The 19363-nt window shown below is 57.6% G+C and carries 17 protein-coding genes; 7 read left to right on the top strand and 10 right to left on the bottom strand.

What is annotated here, in order from left to right:
• Nucleotides 1-2: 2 nt before the first annotated feature.
• From Y5S_RS09925 to Y5S_RS09910, 4 genes are all read left to right on the top strand, one after another.
• The gene (locus Y5S_RS09925; RefSeq protein WP_035232674.1) at nt 3-1019 is read left to right on the top strand and encodes a hypothetical protein; all 1017 of its coding nucleotides are present in this window, start codon (nt 3-5) and stop codon (nt 1017-1019) included.
• A 140-nt stretch (nt 1020-1159) separates the two neighbouring features.
• Nucleotides 1160-1786, top strand: coding sequence for a guanylate kinase (gmk, locus tag Y5S_RS09920; protein WP_035232671.1), 627 nt, complete (start codon nt 1160-1162; stop codon nt 1784-1786).
• 336 nt (nt 1787-2122) lie between these two features.
• Entirely contained in the window at nt 2123-2386 is a 264-nt protein-coding gene (gene rpoZ, locus Y5S_RS09915; RefSeq protein ID WP_035232669.1) for a DNA-directed RNA polymerase subunit omega, read from the top strand.
• 175 nt (nt 2387-2561) lie between these two features.
• Nucleotides 2562-4670, top strand: a complete 2109-nt coding sequence (locus tag Y5S_RS09910) for a RelA/SpoT family protein (protein ID WP_035232667.1) — start codon at nt 2562-2564, stop codon at nt 4668-4670.
• Between the two features lie 78 nt (nt 4671-4748).
• On the opposite strand, the gene Y5S_RS09905 is transcribed toward Y5S_RS09910, so the two are convergent.
• A complete protein-coding gene (locus tag Y5S_RS09905; RefSeq protein WP_035232665.1) occupies nt 4749-7325 on the bottom strand; it encodes a metallophosphoesterase family protein in 2577 nt (858 codons plus the stop codon).
• Nucleotides 7326-7335: 10 nt separating this feature from the next.
• Nucleotides 7336-9810, bottom strand: coding sequence for a hypothetical protein (locus Y5S_RS09900; RefSeq protein ID WP_035232663.1), 2475 nt, complete (start codon nt 9808-9810; stop codon nt 7336-7338).
• A gap of 257 nt (nt 9811-10067) precedes the next feature.
• Here Y5S_RS09900 and Y5S_RS09895 point away from each other — a divergent pair, with 257 nt between their 5' ends.
• Nucleotides 10068-10454 carry a RidA family protein gene (locus tag Y5S_RS09895; protein WP_035232661.1) on the top strand — a complete coding sequence of 129 codons (387 nt, stop codon included), beginning with the start codon at nt 10068-10070 and terminating at the stop codon, nt 10452-10454.
• A gap of 182 nt (nt 10455-10636) precedes the next feature.
• Entirely contained in the window at nt 10637-10873 is a 237-nt protein-coding gene (locus tag Y5S_RS09890) for a DUF2789 domain-containing protein (protein ID WP_035232659.1), read from the top strand.
• Nucleotides 10874-11414: 541 nt separating this feature from the next.
• Here the strand turns inward: Y5S_RS09890 and Y5S_RS09885 are convergent.
• From Y5S_RS09885 to Y5S_RS09850, 8 genes are all read right to left on the bottom strand, one after another.
• Entirely contained in the window at nt 11415-11993 is a 579-nt protein-coding gene (locus Y5S_RS09885) for a TVP38/TMEM64 family protein (RefSeq protein ID WP_035232657.1), read from the bottom strand.
• Nucleotides 11994-12251: 258 nt separating this feature from the next.
• On the bottom strand, nt 12252-13358 hold the full coding sequence (locus tag Y5S_RS09880) for a 5-(carboxyamino)imidazole ribonucleotide synthase (RefSeq protein ID WP_035232655.1): 1107 nt from the start codon (nt 13356-13358) through the stop codon (nt 12252-12254).
• Between the two features lie 55 nt (nt 13359-13413).
• Entirely contained in the window at nt 13414-13905 is a 492-nt protein-coding gene (purE, locus tag Y5S_RS09875) for a 5-(carboxyamino)imidazole ribonucleotide mutase (protein ID WP_035232652.1), read from the bottom strand.
• Between the two features lie 517 nt (nt 13906-14422).
• A complete protein-coding gene (locus Y5S_RS09870) occupies nt 14423-15256 on the bottom strand; it encodes an NAD-dependent epimerase/dehydratase family protein (protein ID WP_035232650.1) in 834 nt (277 codons plus the stop codon).
• A gap of 480 nt (nt 15257-15736) precedes the next feature.
• Nucleotides 15737-16639 carry an endonuclease/exonuclease/phosphatase family protein gene (locus tag Y5S_RS09865; RefSeq protein ID WP_035232647.1) on the bottom strand — a complete coding sequence of 301 codons (903 nt, stop codon included), beginning with the start codon at nt 16637-16639 and terminating at the stop codon, nt 15737-15739.
• Nucleotides 16640-16642: 3 nt separating this feature from the next.
• Nucleotides 16643-17278 (bottom strand): thiol:disulfide interchange protein DsbA/DsbL, encoded by a 636-nt coding sequence (locus tag Y5S_RS09860; RefSeq protein WP_035232646.1) that lies wholly within the window; start codon nt 17276-17278, stop codon nt 16643-16645.
• Between the two features lie 144 nt (nt 17279-17422).
• Entirely contained in the window at nt 17423-18028 is a 606-nt protein-coding gene (locus Y5S_RS09855) for a c-type cytochrome (RefSeq protein WP_035232644.1), read from the bottom strand.
• 22 nt (nt 18029-18050) lie between these two features.
• Nucleotides 18051-18347 carry a c-type cytochrome gene (locus tag Y5S_RS09850; protein ID WP_035232642.1) on the bottom strand — a complete coding sequence of 99 codons (297 nt, stop codon included), beginning with the start codon at nt 18345-18347 and terminating at the stop codon, nt 18051-18053.
• A 177-nt stretch (nt 18348-18524) separates the two neighbouring features.
• On the opposite strand from Y5S_RS09850, the gene yihA reads away from it, so the two are divergent.
• Nucleotides 18525-19184 carry a ribosome biogenesis GTP-binding protein YihA/YsxC gene (gene yihA / locus Y5S_RS09845; protein WP_035232640.1) on the top strand — a complete coding sequence of 220 codons (660 nt, stop codon included), beginning with the start codon at nt 18525-18527 and terminating at the stop codon, nt 19182-19184.
• The last annotated feature ends 179 nt before the right edge of the window (nt 19185-19363 follow it).

The following is a 19363-nucleotide window of genomic DNA, read 5'->3' as shown; positions in this document are numbered from 1 at the left end:
TCATGAAAAAAGGCATTTTCGTTCTCCTGATTGGCGTCTTTCTGCTGATCGGCATCAGCAAGATTGGTCATCAACTCAAGACCACCTGGGACACCCATCAACGCCTGTATGCGGGCCTGCTTGAGAACATCGCCAAGCAACAAGCGTCCGTGGCTGAACTCCAGGCACGCATTGATGCTACCGAGGCCAAAGCAGTACTGTCAGATCATGATCGCTGGCTGATTGCGCATCTGGGCAAGGTCCGGGACGGGCAGGCAAAACTGCTCCAGGGCCTTCAAGCACAGTCACAACATTTTTTCCGGCCGCTCTACCGCACCTGGTTCGGCAATGGTTTCATGCTGGTCATTTTTGCCCTGACTGCTGCCATGGCTGTGCTGGGAAAACCGGGCCGGCTAAGCAAAGAGGAACAGGACTGGTTACAACGGCCGCCGCATGAGATATCCGACCTGCGGGTGGATCCGGGCGCGCGTCGCGGCCAGCTTGCTCCTCACGGATCGGCCAGTAATTTCATTACTGTACGGTTAAAGCCCCGCAACGCCCACCAACTTGGCATTGTGCGCAGCCGCACGCTGACCGCCATGGGCCTGGCTTTCCTGCTCGCTCCCCAGGGCGGGCTGCTGTTTGACCTGTTTACCCTGGCCGATACCTTGCTTCACACCAACACCTCGTTCTTCGAGCTTCCCTGGAACACGCTGAGCAACAGTCTGATGGTATCCATCCCCTTTGCCATCGTGGGTTTGTATTTGCTGTTCAACACCGGCCACGACGTGCGGATTGATCGCCGCGAACAGGTGATTGATCTGGGTGACCGCACCCTGCCGTTCCGAGACGTGGAATCACTGCAGTTGAATCAGATACTCGCTACCGGTGAGCGCACCTATCCCAACAGCCAGATCCAGCTGAACCTGAATAACGGGGAGTGCCTGTCTTTGATGAATCACGCTGGTGACGACGCCATGTATGTGGACCTGGTCCGCCTGGCGCGCTTCATGGGCAAGCCGGTGGCACTGGAGCGTTAAGGAGCCTCTGAATAATTCCTTAATGACCACATGGCGTCGCCAGCACCCGCATTTCCATTCCCCGACTGTCGATAAATGACGGGCCGCGACCTTCTCCCTATAATGCGGCCTTTACCCGGGATCACAGGACACTGCTCGTTATGGCCGACAAAGGCACGCTCTATATTGTTTCCGCCCCTTCTGGTGCCGGCAAAACCAGCCTGGTGGCCGCGCTGGTCGACAAACTGGCCCGGTTGCGCCCTTCTGTGTCCCATACCACCCGCCCCATCCGCCCCGGCGAACAGGATGGCGTGAACTATCACTTCACTGACCGGGATGCCTTTGTGCGTCAGGTGGAGCAGGGCCGTTTTCTGGAGCATGCCGAGGTGTTCGGCAACCTTTACGGCACCAGCGCCGACTGGGTGAAACAGACCCTGAACGGTGGCGAGGATGTAGTGCTTGAGATCGACTGGCAGGGTGCCACCCAGATCCGCAAGCAACTGCCTGACGCCGTCAGCATCTTTATTCTGCCGCCCTCTCTGGAAGTACTGGCCGAGCGTTTGCGAGGGCGGGAAACCGATGACGAAGCAGTGATTCAGCGTCGTCTGGATGGTGCCCAGGAAGAAATGAGCCACTATGGTGAGTTCGATTTTCTGATCGTTAATGATGACTTCAACCGCGCCTTGTACGAGCTGGAAGCCATCGTCGAGGCTCGTCGCCTGGACACGAGTCGCCAGAGCGTGCGGCTGGAGCCGGTGCTGGAGAATCTGCTGGCCAGCAGGCGGTAAGGATCGCCTGCTGTAGGAGTTCCTCTTGAGGGACGAAGGCTCTTGTGATTTCGGGCCGTGGTGTTCGCCCCTCGAGAGGGGCTCCTACAAAAGGCGGCGGCTCTGGTTTGTATGTGGGAGCGTGCCTGCACGCGATAGGGCATATCCAACCGCACCATCGTCTGCAGGCAGACTCCCACAGCCTCGCTGTCGATCGGATCGCCATGCAAGCATGGGCTCCTGCGAAGCCTGTGGCCCGCCGGCACTGGACTGATCAGCTTTTGCCCATTAAAATCCCCGCCTTGCGAATTTTTGTTGGTGTTGCCCTCTGGTGGCACCCGCCTGTAGGAGAACAGCATGGCACGTGTAACCGTTGAAGATTGCCTGGAACAACTGGATAACCGCTTCGAGCTGGTACTGGTGGCAGGCAAGCGCGCCCGTCAATTGCAGACGGGTGGCAAGGAGCCGCGTGTGGCCTGGGAAAACGACAAGCCCACCGTAGTGGCCCTGCGTGAAATCGCTGAAGGTCACGTGACCGCCGATTCCGTCGACAGCCCCCTGGCTGACCGCAACGCCGACGTGGACGAGCTGGCCCTGCTGACCCAGTCTTTCGGCGAGTAATTCCTGCCGGTTTGGCGGAGATACCCCCGGGTATTTCCGCCTGACATTCCCATAGCTTTCCCCCTGGTGTGCCGATAGGCACAACCTGCCTCCTTGTCATAGACAAAGCCCGCCCTCAAATTTAAGCTAAGAGTGAATCTCACTAGCTAACCCGCCAAGGGCGTGACGAGGACTTTTGCCCACGATTCATAATCTGGAAAAACGGCTACGCAGTTACCTGGACGACGAGCAGATCGACCAGGTCGTACGCGCTTACCATTTTGCCGAGAAGGCACATGAAGGCCAGTACCGCCGTACCGGCGATCCTTACATCACCCACCCGCTGGCGGTCGCCAATATCCTCACCGACATGCACATGGATCACGCCTCCCTGATGGCGGCCATGCTCCATGACGTGATCGAGGACACCAGTATCAGCAAGGAACAGCTTGCCGAAGAGTTCAGCGAGGAAGTGGCTGAGCTGGTGGATGGCGTCTCCAAGATTGCCCAGATCAAGTTCGAATCCAAGGCCGAGCAGCAGGCGGAAAACCTGCGCAAGATGATGCTGGCCATGACCCGGGACATCCGCGTCATCCTCATCAAGCTGGCAGATCGCCTGCACAACATGCGCACCCTGCATGTAATGCGCGCGGAAAAGCGCCGTCGTATCGCCACCGAAACCCTGGAACTGTACGCCCCCATCGCTTTCCGGCTGGGCATGTACAACATGCGGGTGGAATACGAAGACCTGGCCTTCCACGCCATCTACCCCATGCGCGCCAAGCTGATTGGCCAGGCGGTAAAAAAGGCTCGCGGCAACCGCAAGGAAATCCTCACTACCATCAAGACCAGCCTGGAACACTGCCTGGAAGAAGAAGGCATCGAGGCGCGGGTACTGGGGCGTGAGAAGCACCTTTACAGCATCTATAACAAGATGAAGGAACAGCACAAACCGTTCGCCGATATCATGGACGTGTTTGGTTTCCGCATCATTGTGGACCGGGTAGACACCTGCTACCGGGTACTGGGAGCAACCCACAACTATTTCACTCCGATCCCCGGCCGCTTCAAGGATTACATCGCCATTCCCAAGGCCAACGGCTACCAGAGCCTGCACACCACCCTCAAGGCGCGCTCCGGCATTCCCCTGGAAATGCAGATCCGCACCGAGGAAATGGAAGCCATGGCCAACAACGGCATCGCCGCTCACTGGCTGTACAAGGCCGATGGCGAGCCGGGCACCCCCACCCACAGCCGCACCCAGAGCTGGATGCAGCGCCTGCTGGAACTGCAGCAGAAGACCGGTAACTCCATGGAGTTTATCGAGAACGTGAAGGTGGATCTGTTCCCCGACGAGGCCTATGTGTTTACGCCCAAGGGGGACATCAAGGAATTGCCCGGCGGTGCCACGGCAGTGGATTTTGCCTACGCGGTACACACCAAGGTGGGCAACAAGTGCGTGGCCGCCCGTATCGACGGCAAGCTGGCCGCCCTGTCCACGCCGCTGGAATCCGGGCAGACGGTGAAGATCATTACCGCCCCCAACGCCACCCCCAATCCGGCCTGGCTCAACTTCGTGGTCACCGGCAAGGCGCGCACCAACATTCGTCACTTCCTCAAGCATCAGCAGCGCGAAGATGCGGTGGAGCTGGGCCAGCGCCTGCTGGAAAAAGCCCTGCACAGCTACGACATGGGCCTGGACGACCTGCCCATCGAGCGAGTGGTCAGTGAACTGGCCGGTAACGGCTACTTCGAACTGGATGACTTGCTGGAAGACATCGGCATCGGCAACCGACTGGCCCCGTTGGTAGCACGCAAACTGGCCGGTGCCCGGGATGACGACGAGCGCCATGAAGACGATCGCAAACCGCTGGCCATCCGCGGCAGTGAAGGCCTGATGGTGAGTTATGCCAAGTGCTGCTATGCGCTGCCCGGCGACACCATCATCGGCCACCTCAGCGCCGGCCGGGGCATCATGGTGCACCGTGACACCTGTAAAAACCTGCTGGCTGAAATGCGCAATGCGCCGGAAAAATGTATCGCGCTCAGCTGGGACAAGGATGTGGAGCAGGAATACACCGCCGCTCTGCGTATCGAGCTGATCAACAAGCGTGGCGTGCTGGCGATTCTCGCCAACAGTGTGTCCGAGCTGGGCTCCAACATCGACACCATCGACATGGCCGAGAAAGACCCCACTCTCACCATCCTGAACGTGACCATGACGGTAAAAGACCGTATCCATCTGGCCCGCATCATCAAGAAGCTGCGTACCCTGGACAGCATTGTGCGGATTCACCGGCTTTAAAAAACCGCCTATTCTCTAGCCGGCAGCGCGGGGGATTGGCCCTCCCCCTATTGAGCAAACCCCGCCTGAGAAGGTCATCTAGACTGGCCACCCTGGCCAACGAGTAGCAAAGGACACTCGCACCCCACCCTGCGCCGTCGGCACCAACAAACGGTTTTCGATACGGCTTCCAGTGACTTCCAGCAATCCCATATTGCTGCTGGGCTCGATCAGGTTCGGGGCGACGGCATTGACTATCGCCTGCTGCACCGAGGATGCCGACCCCCTGCGGTTCATCAGCGCGTACCGCTCGGTAATGTGTGCCCCCCCCATATTATTGGGCAGTGTCTGTCCGGCTGCTGCCAGGTAAGACGTTGCCCCATTCCGCCACCAGCGTAACTCATGGGGTCCTCCCAACCCGCCAACGTTTCGCTGCAACAGCTCAAGCAACTGCCCCAACGTGCCTCTGGTCTCGTTGCGTGAGGCGCTGCTGGTAAACTGGGCAATACGCAAACGCCGCCCGCCGACACTCACCGACGACGCTACCGAAAAACCATAGTGCACATCCCCAGCCAACAAAACGGCTCGACTGGCCCCCGTAGCCGCCAGGGACTGCAACAAATCCAGATGACTGTTTGGGTCCGCATGAAAGGATTCATTATCCACCGCCGCCGCACGAATCAAGGCCAGCTCATCCACTTGCTGCAATGCCAACTGGAAGGTGGTGCCCAGCCAGGCCTGCACCGCATCAATGGCAGCTTGCCACTGCGCGGCAAGCTGATCATTGACCAGTGCCACAAGCGTGGCGATGTTGGAGGCGTCCTCGAGCATTTCGCCCACATCCCGACTCAACTGGACTCGCCACTGCTCCAGCTGCTCAATGTAACGGTGCACGGCACGATACACGGCCAGACGCCGCGCCTCGTCCCGCAACCGCTGTGTCATCAAGCCCGCCATGCTGGACAGCGCACTGGCCATGGCCCGCAAGCGCGCCAGCCAGCGCTGCATTTGCTGTAGCCATTGGCGCATCCATTCGAACGGCAGCGTCATTTCATCCAGCGCCTGCACCAGAGGCGAAAGCTGGCGGATTTGCTGTTCCAGCCAGCGACGCAATTCGCCGATCTGGTCTACCCCTACATCCTGCACCCATTCCAGTGACCCCAGGCCATAAGCCGGCGTCGGCACCACCACAATGACAGGCAAATTATTGCCCGCGGACTGTGACTGGCCGAGCAATGAGCGAAAAAGGTTACGTTCAGGCCGGTTCATCAACCTTGGCGCATCAGACACATCCCGACGCTCCCAGCGTGCATCACCCGGCTCGCCCCTGGCGATGCGCTGATCATTTCGGGTATGGCCTCGACGGGTGCGCAGATTGGCAAACACCACCGAAGGGTTACCCGGTGTGCGGAAAGCCCAGTCATGAAAGTTAAGGTAACTTTGCTCCAGGGCATTACCGTTACCCCGCAGGTAGCGGGGAATTGCCTCCCTCATCGTACGTTCAGAAAATCGGTCAGGCTCGTTCCCCCATGCCTGAAACAGCCAGTAGGCGGCCAACCCGTTGGACAGGATCCGCTTTCCTGTGGCGTTCCGCCTCACCTTGCTTTCCCAGGTACGATTAAGATTCCAGTCGTCCGTTACTTCATGGTCATCAAAAATCATGTAGGTGGGAATATTGGCCAAGGCACGCCGGGCAGACCGGGCGGTATGCTTGAACGCTTCCACCCGCTGCCGCTCACGGCCGATTTCTTCCATGCGCGAGAGTATCTCGTCTTGCGAGGAGGGAGGTTCATGCAATTGTCTCAGGACCTGCGATACCGAAGGCATCGAAAGTCCGCCGTTCAACCCCTGCCAAAGATTCGGATTCCACGCCAGCACATAGGTGGCTACAAACTCCCCGAAGGTCAACAGATGGTTTGCAGCATGGCCACTGGTAAGGTCGGCCACATCCTTGGTGACGCTCTGCCGTTCACCAATGGCCAGCGAAGCAGGGTTGCTGATACCCGGTAGCTGTTCATTATTGGCCACCAACTGACCGGCCAACGCCTGGATAAGCCGAATCATGGTATCCGGCACATCATCGGCATAAATCTGATCCCCCCCCAGCAACAACGCAGTGGGGCGATTACGCACATCTCCACCCTGGAGGTTAAGCTGCTGCTCGGCAGCCAACATACCGTCGCGGCCATGGCCATGGGCCTTTCGGCAACTGCCATAAAGCGCACGAAAACGCCCGGCGCGGCTATCACCCACCAGCACCGTGGGCATATCAAAATGGCTCAGCAGCAAGTCACCATAGCCATCAAGGTCAGAGAGCCCCTTTGTACCATCGCCGCCGCCCTGCCAACGAATGTCATAGCCCAGCGGCTTGTCCGTGGGCAAGGCAATCGATGGCGACAGCGTATGCGGTATGGGACTTTCTGTTGCATCCGCAACAACCGCTGCCGATGCGGCAATAAGGTAAACATGCAGATTCTGTCCCGCCTGCACATGGTGGTAGCCGGACCAAAGCGCCAGCGGGGTTGAGAGACGGCGCCAGCGCCCCCTTTGTGACCTCTCATGGGGATAAACCAGGCAGCGGGGATTATCCAGCGGTTCTTTTGTGGCCAGCCAGACCCACAGTGCGTTTTCGGATGTAGCGCGCACGATGGGCCCAGCAATGATTTGCTGAGCCATAACGCACTCCCTACTCCTTGTTGAGAATCAACTTGTCGTAAACAAAACCTGCCGTCGGCACAGTGACATCAAATTCATCAACGATGGGGTAGATGTCTTGCGGCGTCGCCGCTTCATCAGGGGCACCCGGTGTGCCGCTAACAACAGCATAGTCCGGCCCATCCGGCACACTCTCCTCGTCATTGCGACGTGACTCAATGGACTCCAGCACCGCCTTAAGCGGGCCACTCTCGATGTCATACCCCCTGTCACCTTCGATATGCTCTGCCAGCCACTGAATCGCATCCCGTTCGTTACCTGGGTTGATCGGAACGCAGACTCTCACCCAGGGGCTGTTGAGAAATTCGTTACGTCGATTGTCGCCGTCCAGCTGGATCGCCCATTTCAAAGAGCTGCCCAGTGGGGCAGGGTCACTCTCAGCAGTAATTTCATAGGGTGGCCGCTCCAGCCCTGTTGCGGAAGCGGCGTAACGTGGCCGCCACCAGGAAGGGTGCATGTAGAGAAAAATACCGTTGAGATCAAAATAGCGGTGAAAATACTCTAGTTCTGTCGGCGTTGGTTCTGACGGGTTGGCCGGATTGGCAAAAAGATGCGAAACCATCCGGTTCATGATTTCATAGCGCTCCTCCTGGCGCAGATCGGCTGCCGGGCGCTTGGGGATTTTGCTTCTCTCCGTGATCAGGGTCCTTTCCCGTTCGAACTTTTTCTGTAACGACTCTTCCCGAATTTCTTCTCTTAACTGCTCCTTCGTTGCCTCCCACTCCAATATCGCCTGACTGGATGGTGACCAAGAGTAGGTATAACTCACATTGACGTTATGACTGTCACCAGGTGAAACGCCGACCGCCACAACAAACAAGCCGCTATCCGGATCCTCCCCTTCATGCCAGCTGATATCATTACGGGGGGAAGGCGCATGATCTTCCTTACCACCGCTTTCAAGATCCGTAATGCTGTCGATCGCAACCGAATCAATGCTTCTTCCTGAAGGAACAACTACACCAATCGGCACATACCAGGTTCCACGGGAATCACTCCACTCCAGCGTTGCAGATGTGGTACCGGTTTCCTGCCCGCCTTCCGGTTTGGGAGGTGTGCCCGGCGGCACATCCGGAATGGAAATATCCTGTCCTTCCCGAAAATGAACAAATTTGCTTCTTGCCAACCCTGCACCTGGGTTACGGACATATAACTGCCAGACCATCCTTGGCCCGAGATCCTGAACCTTGACCCTTACCTTTCTCAACACCCGTCTCAATCCGTAATTAACCGGTGTATCACCGTTATTCTGTATCAAGCGTCGTGATGAATTCGTTGTTGTGGTTTCTTCAAAGGAACGGGTACGAACCGAAACGGATTTTCGGATTCTCTCCGAAGCTCGAAAGGTTGTTTCCTTGAGACGTTTCTTGGTTCGTTCTGTATTTCGCTCCCGCGAACTATTAAAGTTCGTCGATACATCTGCGCCAAACTGGTACACCCCGACCTGACCACTGAAGTTCGCCGAAATCGCCACTTCAGAGCTGTTTCTCACCATCGTCGCAGTGCGATCAGACACCTCATCCAGATTACGCTGCTCACGGGCTTGTTCGGATTCAGTCACCAGGCCGACTTCATTGATTTCCTCGAATGACTGACGACGAACCGTTTCGGTGATAACTTCCAGAGTTTCCGCCGGCGCCACCGTGAACGACTCTTCAATTGGCCCAAACCCTTCTTCCGTATTGAAAAATAGCTGGCGGTAATAATGAGCGATACCGATTGGTGACAATGCTTCCTCCACTCGCCCGGGGAAAAAGCCAAATGCCTTGCCAAGCACATCCTTTTTTATGGCTTCATCCAGGGAACTCCGGCCCTCCAGCCAGCGACCGATTGCACCGTCAAAACCTTTCAAAATTTCCAGCCTGGCCTGGTGGAAATCCAGCGAATCATCCGCGCCAATAGCCATACCACTGAATACAACAGCAGGCGTTTTTCGTTGCTGCAGTGTTTTTCGGCTGTTACCAACAGGTTTACGCACCATTCTGAATGCGCGCCTGATCAAACCGGGATTATTACTGTCTGTTACCCCTTCGTTTCCGGGCACATCGAGATTCATGGGACGCAACCGATCCACGCCATTGAGGAGAATTCGATCGCCTACCTGTACAGCATCAGGAAACGCCTTCAGCTTGAGGCGACGCGGGCTCAGACTGCTTATATCCATAGGATCGATGGATTCTTTCGCCAATTCTTTATCAATGGCTGCTGACAACATTTGCCTGCTGGGCAACTTTTGCCTGTTCCAGTTATTACTTAGACTTAACGCCGCAACCGTCGAGATATCACCCAGCTCTGAAAGGTGAGCAGTGGCTGACATGCGATTCGCCATTACGGCACTGAGGTTGAGCAAGGCACCGCCAGAAATCCAGCGCAGAAAAAGGGGCTCATAGGATGCGACTGTCAGGGTCGCGTAGGCATCTGAAAAGGGCTTCAGCGTCGTGGTCATGGTTACCTCCTTGTTACCGTTATCCACGCCATTAACATTAGCAACTCCTCAATGGCATGGAACGAGCAACCACCGATAACGTGGAGAGGTTCGCACTTTGCCCTCCGACAGACGGTTTATCTGTACGTCCGCACCAAATTCACGAGACCCGGTCGCCCTTTGTTGCGTCCCAACGTCTACCATGCAAGCATAACGGCCTTTAATTACCCTGCCGGCCAAATAACGTTGCCGACAGCTCAACAAATGAAGAAACGACCATGTCCAACCATTCCGTTATCAGCACCGACAAGGCCCCGCAGGCCATTGGCACTTATTCCCAAGCCATCAAGGCTGGCTCCACCGTTTATCTGTCTGGTCAGATTCCGTTGGTACCGGCCACCATGGAGATGGTTGAGGGGGACATGGAGGCACAGATCGAGCAGGTATTCAGCAACCTGACCGCCGTTTGTGAAGCCGCTGGCGGTACCCTGCAGGACATCGTCAAACTGAACATTTTTCTCACCGACCTGAGCCACTTTGCCTTGGTCAACGAAGTGATGGCCCGCCACTTCACCCAGCCCTACCCGGCCCGCGCCGCCATTGGTGTGGCAGCGCTTCCCAAGGGCGCCGGCGTGGAAATGGACGGCATTATGGACATTGCCTGAGCGCCGCAGCACGCAGCCTGCTTCAGGCAACCAACGCCCGCTTCTCAGCGGGCGTTTTTGTTTTAGCCGCCGGCGGCCATGCTTCCCATCCCAAAGGAGGGGAGACAGATGGGTTGAAAAAGCGCAGGATCATACTCAGGTAACCGGAAGAACCTTCTGCAATACATTCAAGGGAGTGCGATATGGATACCGCGACCCACGATCTCCAAACCCTGTTTGCCCAGCTTGGCCTGGACAACAGCGACGCCGACATCGAAGAGTTTATTCACCAACACGCTGGCACCCTCAGCGACAGCATGCACCTGCACCAGGCACCGTTCTGGTCAGAATCTCAAGCAAAGTTTCTGGCAGAGTCTGTTCGCGAAGATGCGGACTGGGCGGAAGTGGTGGATTCGTTGAGTGCGTTGTTAAGGCATTAAGCCAGCTTCGAGCTTCGAGCTTCGAGCTTCGAGCTTCGAGCTTCGAGCTTCGAGCTTCGAGCTTCGAGCTTCGAGCTTCGAGCTTCGAGCTTCGAGCTTCGAGCTTCGAGCTTCGAGCTTCGAGCTTCGAGCTTCGAGCTTCGAGCTTCGAGCTTCGAGCTTCGAGCTTCGAGCTTCGAGCTTCGAGCTTCGAGCTTCGAGCTTCGAGCTTCGAGCTTCGAGCTTCGAGCTTCGAGCTTCGAGCTTCGAGCTTCGAGCTTCGAGCTTCGAGCTTCGAGCTTCGAGCTTTCAACAGAATCCCGCTGTAGGAGCTTGCCTGCAAGCGATCCGAGCCTTGGTTAGGCAAAAGGTTCAAGTTACGAGTAACGAGTTGCGAAAGGCAAAACCCCAACCCTAGGGCTCGGCCGCCGGTTTTGGATTTTCGAAACTCGTTACTCGAAACTCGCTTCTGGAATCCCTACCTCGCTTAGGCCGGATCGCTGCAGGCATACCCTGACGAACACAGAGAGCTCCTACGGTGCCCCTGAAACGCGAGGGCTTGCTACCCGATCGGCAGCAGCATGAGAATCCGGTCGAAGAACAGGCAGTAGACCATGATCGGCAGCGGCAAGCCGATCAAGGTGCCGATCAGGTAGGGGCGCAGCGGGACACCACTAAGCGCCAGGGTATAGTTCAGTGCTGGCATGGTTTGGAATACGACCCGCAGCAAGGCAACACTTTGCACCGGATGAGTATCCAGGCGAGCCAGAATTTTTTGTGCCCACGGATTATTGATTTCCCGCAGGGCATTGCCACCCAAGCCGCGCACCAAGGCAAACGTGACGATACAGGAGGTTGCCGCTGCCAGATAGGTAACCAATCCGCCAAGGACCGTACCCAATGCCAGAATGGCAGCCACCAGAAAAAGCCAACCCGGCAACTGAATCAGATTGCCCACAACAAACACCAGCACAAAGATGACCACACCGGTGATCGGGTTGGCTTCAAGCTGCTCGCGCAGGAATGACACCGACAGCTGCTCACGCAGCCCGGTCATTTCCACCGCAATCAACACTAGCGCAATGATCATGACGAGCATGATCAGGCGACGATAGCGGGTAAGAGAGAGGGCAAGCGACACGGCGACAAATCCTGGAAACACTCAAAGGGTAAGTCTAGACCATTTGCACCGGGAAAGAATGTGAAGGGGCGCGGTTTAGCTTTTTGCAGAAGTCCAGCTTGCCAGGGCGAAAGTCAGCGTGGCGAGTTTTGAGTCACGAGTTTCGAAAGGCGGCAAAACATCCGGGCCTTCGATATTGGATTTTCGCAACTCGAAACTCGTCACTCGCTTCTCAGCTCTTTCTCCCAGCCAAGCTGGGCTCCAGCAAAACCGGCGGATTCAGCCCAGCTTGAGCTCGGACTCAAGCACGGCCTGATAGCCTTCAGGCAGCACATCTGCCCAGGCATCCAGCCCTTCGCGCAAACCTTCCAGGGTATCGGCTACCAAATTGGCGTGACCCACCTTGCGGCCCGGACGCACGCTTTTGCCATACCAGTGCACCACACCAGGGTGTTGCAGCCAGGCGTTTTCGAACGGGGTACCGATCAGGTTGACCATGGCGGAAGGGCCATGAACATTGAGGGCATGCAGCGGGACACCGGCGAGGGCATGAACGTGCAGATCGAACTGGGACCAGTCAGCACCTTCGTGGGTCCAGTGACCGGAGTTGTGCACCCGCGGGGCGATCTCGTTGACCATCAGCTGGCCATCCACCTCGAAGAACTCCACCGCCATGACGCCAGCGTAATCGAGCTCTTCCATGATGCCCTTGAGCATCTGCTCTGCCGGCTTCTGCAGATCGGCACAGGCATTGGCCGGGGCCAGGCTCAGGCGCAGGATGCCATCCACGTGCCAGTTGCGGGTAAGCGGGTAGAACAGGGTTTCACCGCTGATGCTGCGCGCACCGACGATGGACAACTCACGGCGGAACGGGATCTTTTTCTCGATGATCGCCTTGCCTGCCAGCTCGGCGGCGGGCACAGCGGACAGGTCGCCACCCTCGCCCACAATCCATGTACCACGGCCATCGTAGCCACCTGAGCGAGCCTTCACGACGACACCGCCGAACTGCTCCACGGCCGCCGGCAGGTCTTCTTCCTTGTCCAGCAACACCCAGGGCGCGGTAGGGATACCCAGCTTGTCGAGCATGGACTTCTGGGTGAAACGATCGGGGATGACCTGCAGGGCACCGCGGGCCACGCAGCGGTCACTTTTCGCCAGATCCGCAGACAGGCCTTCTTCCGGGAACGCTTCCCGCTCCACGGTGATCACCGGATAACGCTCCTGGCACTCTTCCCAGCTGATCGGCACAGCCAGATCCGATGTGCCGGGCAGCAGCAGGGCTCGCTCCGGATCGTAGCGATCCACCACCAGGCCCAACCGCGCTGCGGCTTCCGCCATCATCAGGCCAAGCTGGCCACCACCAAGAACGAGTACACGATTCATAGCAGATCCGTCAGGGTCACACAGGGACAGGAGAGAAAAGGAGCCTCGCCGGGCATTAGCCCTGGCCCAGCTCCGCGTTGGCCAGCACTTCGTCAGCGCGGGACGCTTTCCAGTCCGCGATCTTGTTGAGCAGTTCGGGATTCTCGGCTGCCAGCATTTGCGAGGCCAGCAGGCCTGCGTTCCAGGCGCCGGCCGCGCCGATGGCCAGGGTGCCCACGGCCACGCCCTTGGGCATCTGCACGATGGACAGCAGGCTGTCCCAGCCTGACAGGGTGCGGCTTTTCACCGGCACGCCGAGCACCGGCAGCGGGGTCAGGGCAGCAATCATGCCCGGCAGGTGAGCGGCGCCGCCAGCACCGGCGATGATCACCTTGTAGCCGTTTTCGTGGGCGCTTTTGGCGAAGTCATACATGCGCTGGGGGGTACGGTGGGCAGAGACCACCTCGGCCTTCCAGCCAACACCAAACTGGGTCAGGGCGTCACAGGCTTCTTTCATGGTTTCCCAATCGGACTGGGACCCCATTACCACGGCAACCGGTGTGCTCATTCACTTCACTCCATTGCGCCCACCACGGGCATTTGCGGCGCATCAGGCTAACCCGGCACCGCCACAGACAAAATTTGAGGCGCACACTTTACTAATGCCTGCGCCGGAGGCAAGCCTATCGGCGAAAAAACAACCAATTCTTCGGCCATTCTCCGACAGGAGGGGGATTTTAGCGTGAAAATGCCGAAAATGCGCTTTAAAGGCAGTGACAAGCTGCAACGCGCGGATGGGGCCCGAATGAATCCAGCGCCCTGCCCGCACACCTTTTCGATTCGGGGGAGGCCAGCGAGTTGCGAGTTTCGAGTTGCGAAGATCAAAACACGGTAATCGACTTTACAGTTGAGGGTGTCAGCCTGCTGGCGATTGCCCGCCTTACAAGGCTCCAATCGCTTGCAGGCATACCCTGACGAGCACAGAGAGCTCCCACGGCAGGCAGTTAACGGTTAGGGTTTGATCTTCGCAACTCGAAACTCGTACCTCGTCACTCCATCGCCATGCGAGCATGCGCTCCCACAGGTCAATCTGCCTTTTCCGCGAGCACCTGAGCGTAGCCATCCTGATAGCCAGGATATTGAAGAGTGTAATGCCCTTGGGAGATGTAGAGGCTCTTGACCTGTTTACCAGCGGGGGCGTCATCGGGCACTTCGAGGGTGAGGCCCTGTTGCTCGGCCAACCACTGCAGTACGTCCAGATTGCGGCCACCCACGTTGTCGGTACCCACCACCAAGGGTGGCATCTCACGGCCTGCCAGCCAACCGTTGACCACACTGTGCAACAGGCCAACACAGTCATCACGGTGGATGCGGTTAGTCCATTGGGCCGCCGGCAGGGTTTCCTCGCCGCGAGCCAGCCGGGCAGCCTTGTCGATTTGGCGATGACGCCCCGGCCCATAGATGCCGGTAAAGCGCACCACCGTGCTCATGGCGCGAATACTGATTTCCTCTTCCGCCGCCAGTAGCACCTTACCGTTGTAACGCTCCGGCTTTGGCGGGGTCGCTTCATCCACTGCGCCACTGAGCTCACCGAACACGGCACTGCTGGAGACGAACACCACTGGTGGCAACGGCTGCTGTTGCGCCAGCGCATCGAGCAGCGTCAGCGGCGCGCGCACATAGGCTTTCAGATAAGCCTCTTCACTGTATTCGGCAGGAGTCATGATGATCACCACCACATCCACCTGATCCGGAGGCAGCATCGCCGCGCCATCGGTGAGATCCTGGCTGTACAGCTCCACGCCGGCCGGGCAGACATCACCACGGCGAATGCCACTGACGCGATGGCCTTCAGCCAGCAATGTTTCCGCCAGCGCCGTACCCAGATCACCCAGACCAGCAATCAAGATGTGAGACATAGCAAACCATTTGATAGTTAGAGTCTTAGGAAGCAAGTCACTCGGTTGGACGAGCCCTTAGCTGTTTCAGTAATCGCCTGCAGATAGATACGCCTGACAAGATGATCTTGCCGCTTGCGCTCCTGCCTCTCTTGCCCCTAATTCGCCTAGGGCCGAAACAGGGTCTGGTGACTCGCCCGCGAATTTTGAGGTAAATGGCGCAAAGCTCTAGCGGTCAGCCTGGCCACATCGAATTCTGTTAAGCCCACCATAACCCCCTCAGGAGACGTCGAATACGAGCCCCACTGATTTTGACATATTTGTAGTAGCGGCTTTGAGCGTATCCATACGCATAATGCACATTTTTAATTTCAATTTTATGCACAACTTCTGATTCATAACACTCGAGTAAGACAAGGGCAGCTCTGGCAATAATGCTCACGGCTCGGCCCGAGTGCGCGGCCCGTCACCGCAAAGAAACTCGCAGCTATTAATAATCCATCAACTAATCAGCGGCAGGCGATGCTCCAGCGTCGCCGCAATCACCTCGTCCGGGACGATGATTTCGGTGGCCAGAGGAAGGTGATCCGAGAGGCGGCAGTCTTCCAGCACACGAGTGTGCTGGCTGGTCAGTTCTGGCGACAGCAGGATGTGATCGATATGCCGGTCCGGCGCCCAGCTTGGGTAGGTGTTCAGGTTTTCCGCCACTACCGTGCTCAGCCCCAGATCCGCCAGCGGCGACGCTTCCAGATGTTCGAGACGGCAATTGAAGTCACCCATCATCACCACATACTTGTAGTCATGCAGCAGGCGGCGCAGATAGGCCAGCTGGGCATTGCGGATCTTCTCCCCCAATGCCAGATGCGCCACCACCACTACCAGCGGCTGAATCGGGTGCCCGTATTTGATCACGATCGCGCCCCGCCCGGGCAGACCCGGCAGGCGGTGATCGGTCACTTCATAGGGGTGCAAACGGCTGAGAAAGCCATTGCTGAACTGGCCAAGGCGGCCAAGGTTACGGTTGAGTTGCTGGTGCCAGAAGGCAAAATCGCCCAGTGAAGCCAACCGCACCAGCTGGTTCATATTGCGCGAACGCAGGCTGCCGCCATCTACCTCTTGCAGCCCTACCACGTCGAAATGGCTGACCACTTCGGCAATCTGCTCGATGTTTTCCACGCTGCGCGGGTGCGCCACCAGATGCTTCCAGCTACCGGTTATGTAGTCGCCAAACTTCTGCGAGCCGATCCCGGCCTGAATATTGAAACTGAGGAGCTTGAGGGTATTTTCCGGCAACACCACTTCACGGGTCTGGCGAGTCTTCCTCACCCCTTCCCGGGCAAAGGAAAAGCCCGCCGGGCGGGCTTTCCAGTCACGATACGCAGTGCGAGCCTTGTCGAGCAGCATGGTTTAGCCGTTGCTCTTTTCCTTGCTGGCCAGATATTCGATCACTTCGAACAACTCTTCGTTGCTCTTCAGGTTCTGGCGCAGAATCAGATATTTGCCGTTCACCACAAAGTTGGGAACACCCGGAATCTTGTAATCGCGGCTCAGGGCATCAGCCTGACGAATCTTGGTGGACACACCGAAAGAGCTGTACAGCTTGGTGAACTGCTCCGGCTCAACCCCGTACTTGCGGAAGAAGTTGGCCAGTGCCGGCTCACTGAACAGCGGCTCACGATGCTTGTGGATAGCATCGAACAGCGGTGCGTGGATCTCGTCCACTTTGCCCAGGGCTTCTTCCACATAGTAGGCGCGGGCCAGCGGCTCGGCATTACGCAGGAACAATACCGGGGTACGTACATAGTCGATGAACTCCGGCTTCTCTTTCAGCCAGGCAGTCACCGCAGGCTCCAGCGAGTAACAGTGCGGGCAGCCATAAGAAAAGAATTCCCGAACTTCCACCTTGCCAGGATCGTCAACAGAGCCCTGCACATCCAGAATCTTGTAGTGGGTATCCAGCGCAAAGCGGGAATGTTCTTGTTCAGCGCAGGCCGTGGTGGCCAGTCCCAGGGTCAGCAGCAAAGCCGTCACAATGCGAAGCATCGAATTCTCTCCTTCTTGTTAGTGTCTGGTGGTGTGACCACCACCCAGTCGTTTTTCTCCCTGCAAGGGATACTATCTTTTCATGATAGTAATAAAAAAGGCAGCCCGAAGGCTGCCTTTTCTACAAACCGTAACCGATCAGACTTATTTGGACAGCCCGGAAATGAAGCTGGCCACCGCCTTGATCTGGGTATCGCTCATTTCTGCAGCAATAGTCTGCATCATGCCCGGCTCATCAACACGACCAGCAGCACGGAAGGCTTTCAGCTGATCTTCGGTGTACTGGGCATTCTGGCCAGCCAGGTGCGGGTACTGGGCTGCGTCCATGCCCTGACCGGCAGGGCCGTGACAACCGGAGCAGGCCGGGATGTTGTTGGCCATATCACCACCGCGGTACAAACGCTCACCCAGCTCAACCAGATCAGGGTTGGCCTGACCCGCTTCAGTGGACTGCTTGGCATAGTAAGCCGCGATGTCCTGCATGTCCTGCTCGCTCATGTTGGCCACCTGGCCAGCCATGATGGCGTTGTTGCGCGCGCCGGACTTGAAGTCCTGCAGCTGCTTGACCAGATACTCTTCACCCTGACCCGCCAGTTTCGGGTACGTGGGGATGGTGGCATTACCGCCTTGACCGTGACAGGCAGCACAGGGAGCGGCCTTGGCTTCACCGGCTTCTGCGTCACCGGCAGCCATGGCCGGGGTGGCGACGGCGGCAACCGCCATCAGCACGAACAGTTTTACAAACTTCATGACCTATCCTTTGTACAGCGTCTTATTTGCTATTTGCCATGTACTCGATCAGAGCACGGTATTCGTCGTCGCTACAGTCGTTGCACATGCCTTTCGGCGGCATGGCATTAAACCCTTCCCGGACATGCTTCACCATGGTGTCCATGCCTTTTTCCATGCGCGGCTTCCAGGCAGCTTCATCATGAGATTTTGGCGCACCGGCGGCACCGGTGGAATGACAGAAAGTACAACTGGCGTTGTAACGTTCCTCAACCGTTGCTGCGTGGGCGGCAGAGCCCATCACCAAAGCCAATGCAATACCTGCAACCATACCCTTCATAAACGCTACCTCTGCTAAGCTGGCGTCACCGCTGGCGAAGTCGTTTGCCTTTCCGGGCAAACCCTTGTAGAACGTCCGCGGCCCCCCAGTGGGACCGGCGGTCGCGATTATATACCAGACTAACCCGCGCCGTCATATTCCATGTGAATGGTAAGGAAAATACCGAGGACCCCGTCAATGGCTCAGCATCCCGTGGAAACCCTGCTGCATCAGGCCAGCTTCCTGCAAAGCGCCCAGCGGCTGGATCAGTGCCCCCCGGACGAGGGCCTCGAAGTGGCTTTTGCCGGTCGTTCCAATGCTGGCAAATCCAGTGCCATCAACCGGCTGACCAGCCAGCGCACCCTGGCCCGCACCTCCAAGACACCGGGCCGCACCCAGCTGATCAACTTCTTCGAGCTGGATGAACAGCGCCGCCTGGTGGATCTGCCCGGCTATGGCTACGCCAAGGTAGCCAAGACCAAACGCAACGAATGGCAACAGCATCTGGATCACTATCTGGCCGAACGCCAGGCCCTGATTGGCCTGGTCTTGATGATGGACATCCGCCATCCACTCAAGGAATTCGATCTGCTGATGCTGGAGTGGTCTGCACAGGCCAACATGCCCATCCATATCCTCATGACCAAGGCCGACAAGCTGAAGTTCGGTGCCGCCAAGAGCACCCTGCTCAAGGTCAAGAGCCAGCTTAAAAATCACCCTGCCCCGCTCAGCCTGCAACTCTTCTCCGCCACCAATGGTACCGGCTGCGAAGACGCCTGGAACAAACTGGGGGAATGGCTCCAGGTAGACGGGTTTGGGGCAGAGACGCCCGAAGGGCCTGAAACGCCTGACGCCTGACGAAACGACAGGTACGAGTTTCGAGACGCGAGTTTCGAAGATCAAAACCCGGGAAACCAGCGATCAGCCGCGTAGCAGAGGAGGTAAGGGCTGTGCCCGGGGAAAGAAGTGTTTTGCCTTTCGCTACTCGAAACTCGGTACTCGCCACTTTCTCCAGGCAAAAAAAATCCCTGGCAGCA

Origin of the sequence: Alcanivorax nanhaiticus, from assembly GCF_000756665.1 — a bacterium.
Lineage (GTDB): Bacteria > Pseudomonadota > Gammaproteobacteria > Pseudomonadales > Alcanivoracaceae > Alcanivorax > Alcanivorax nanhaiticus.
This window is presented reverse-complemented; position numbering and strand designations above follow the sequence as displayed.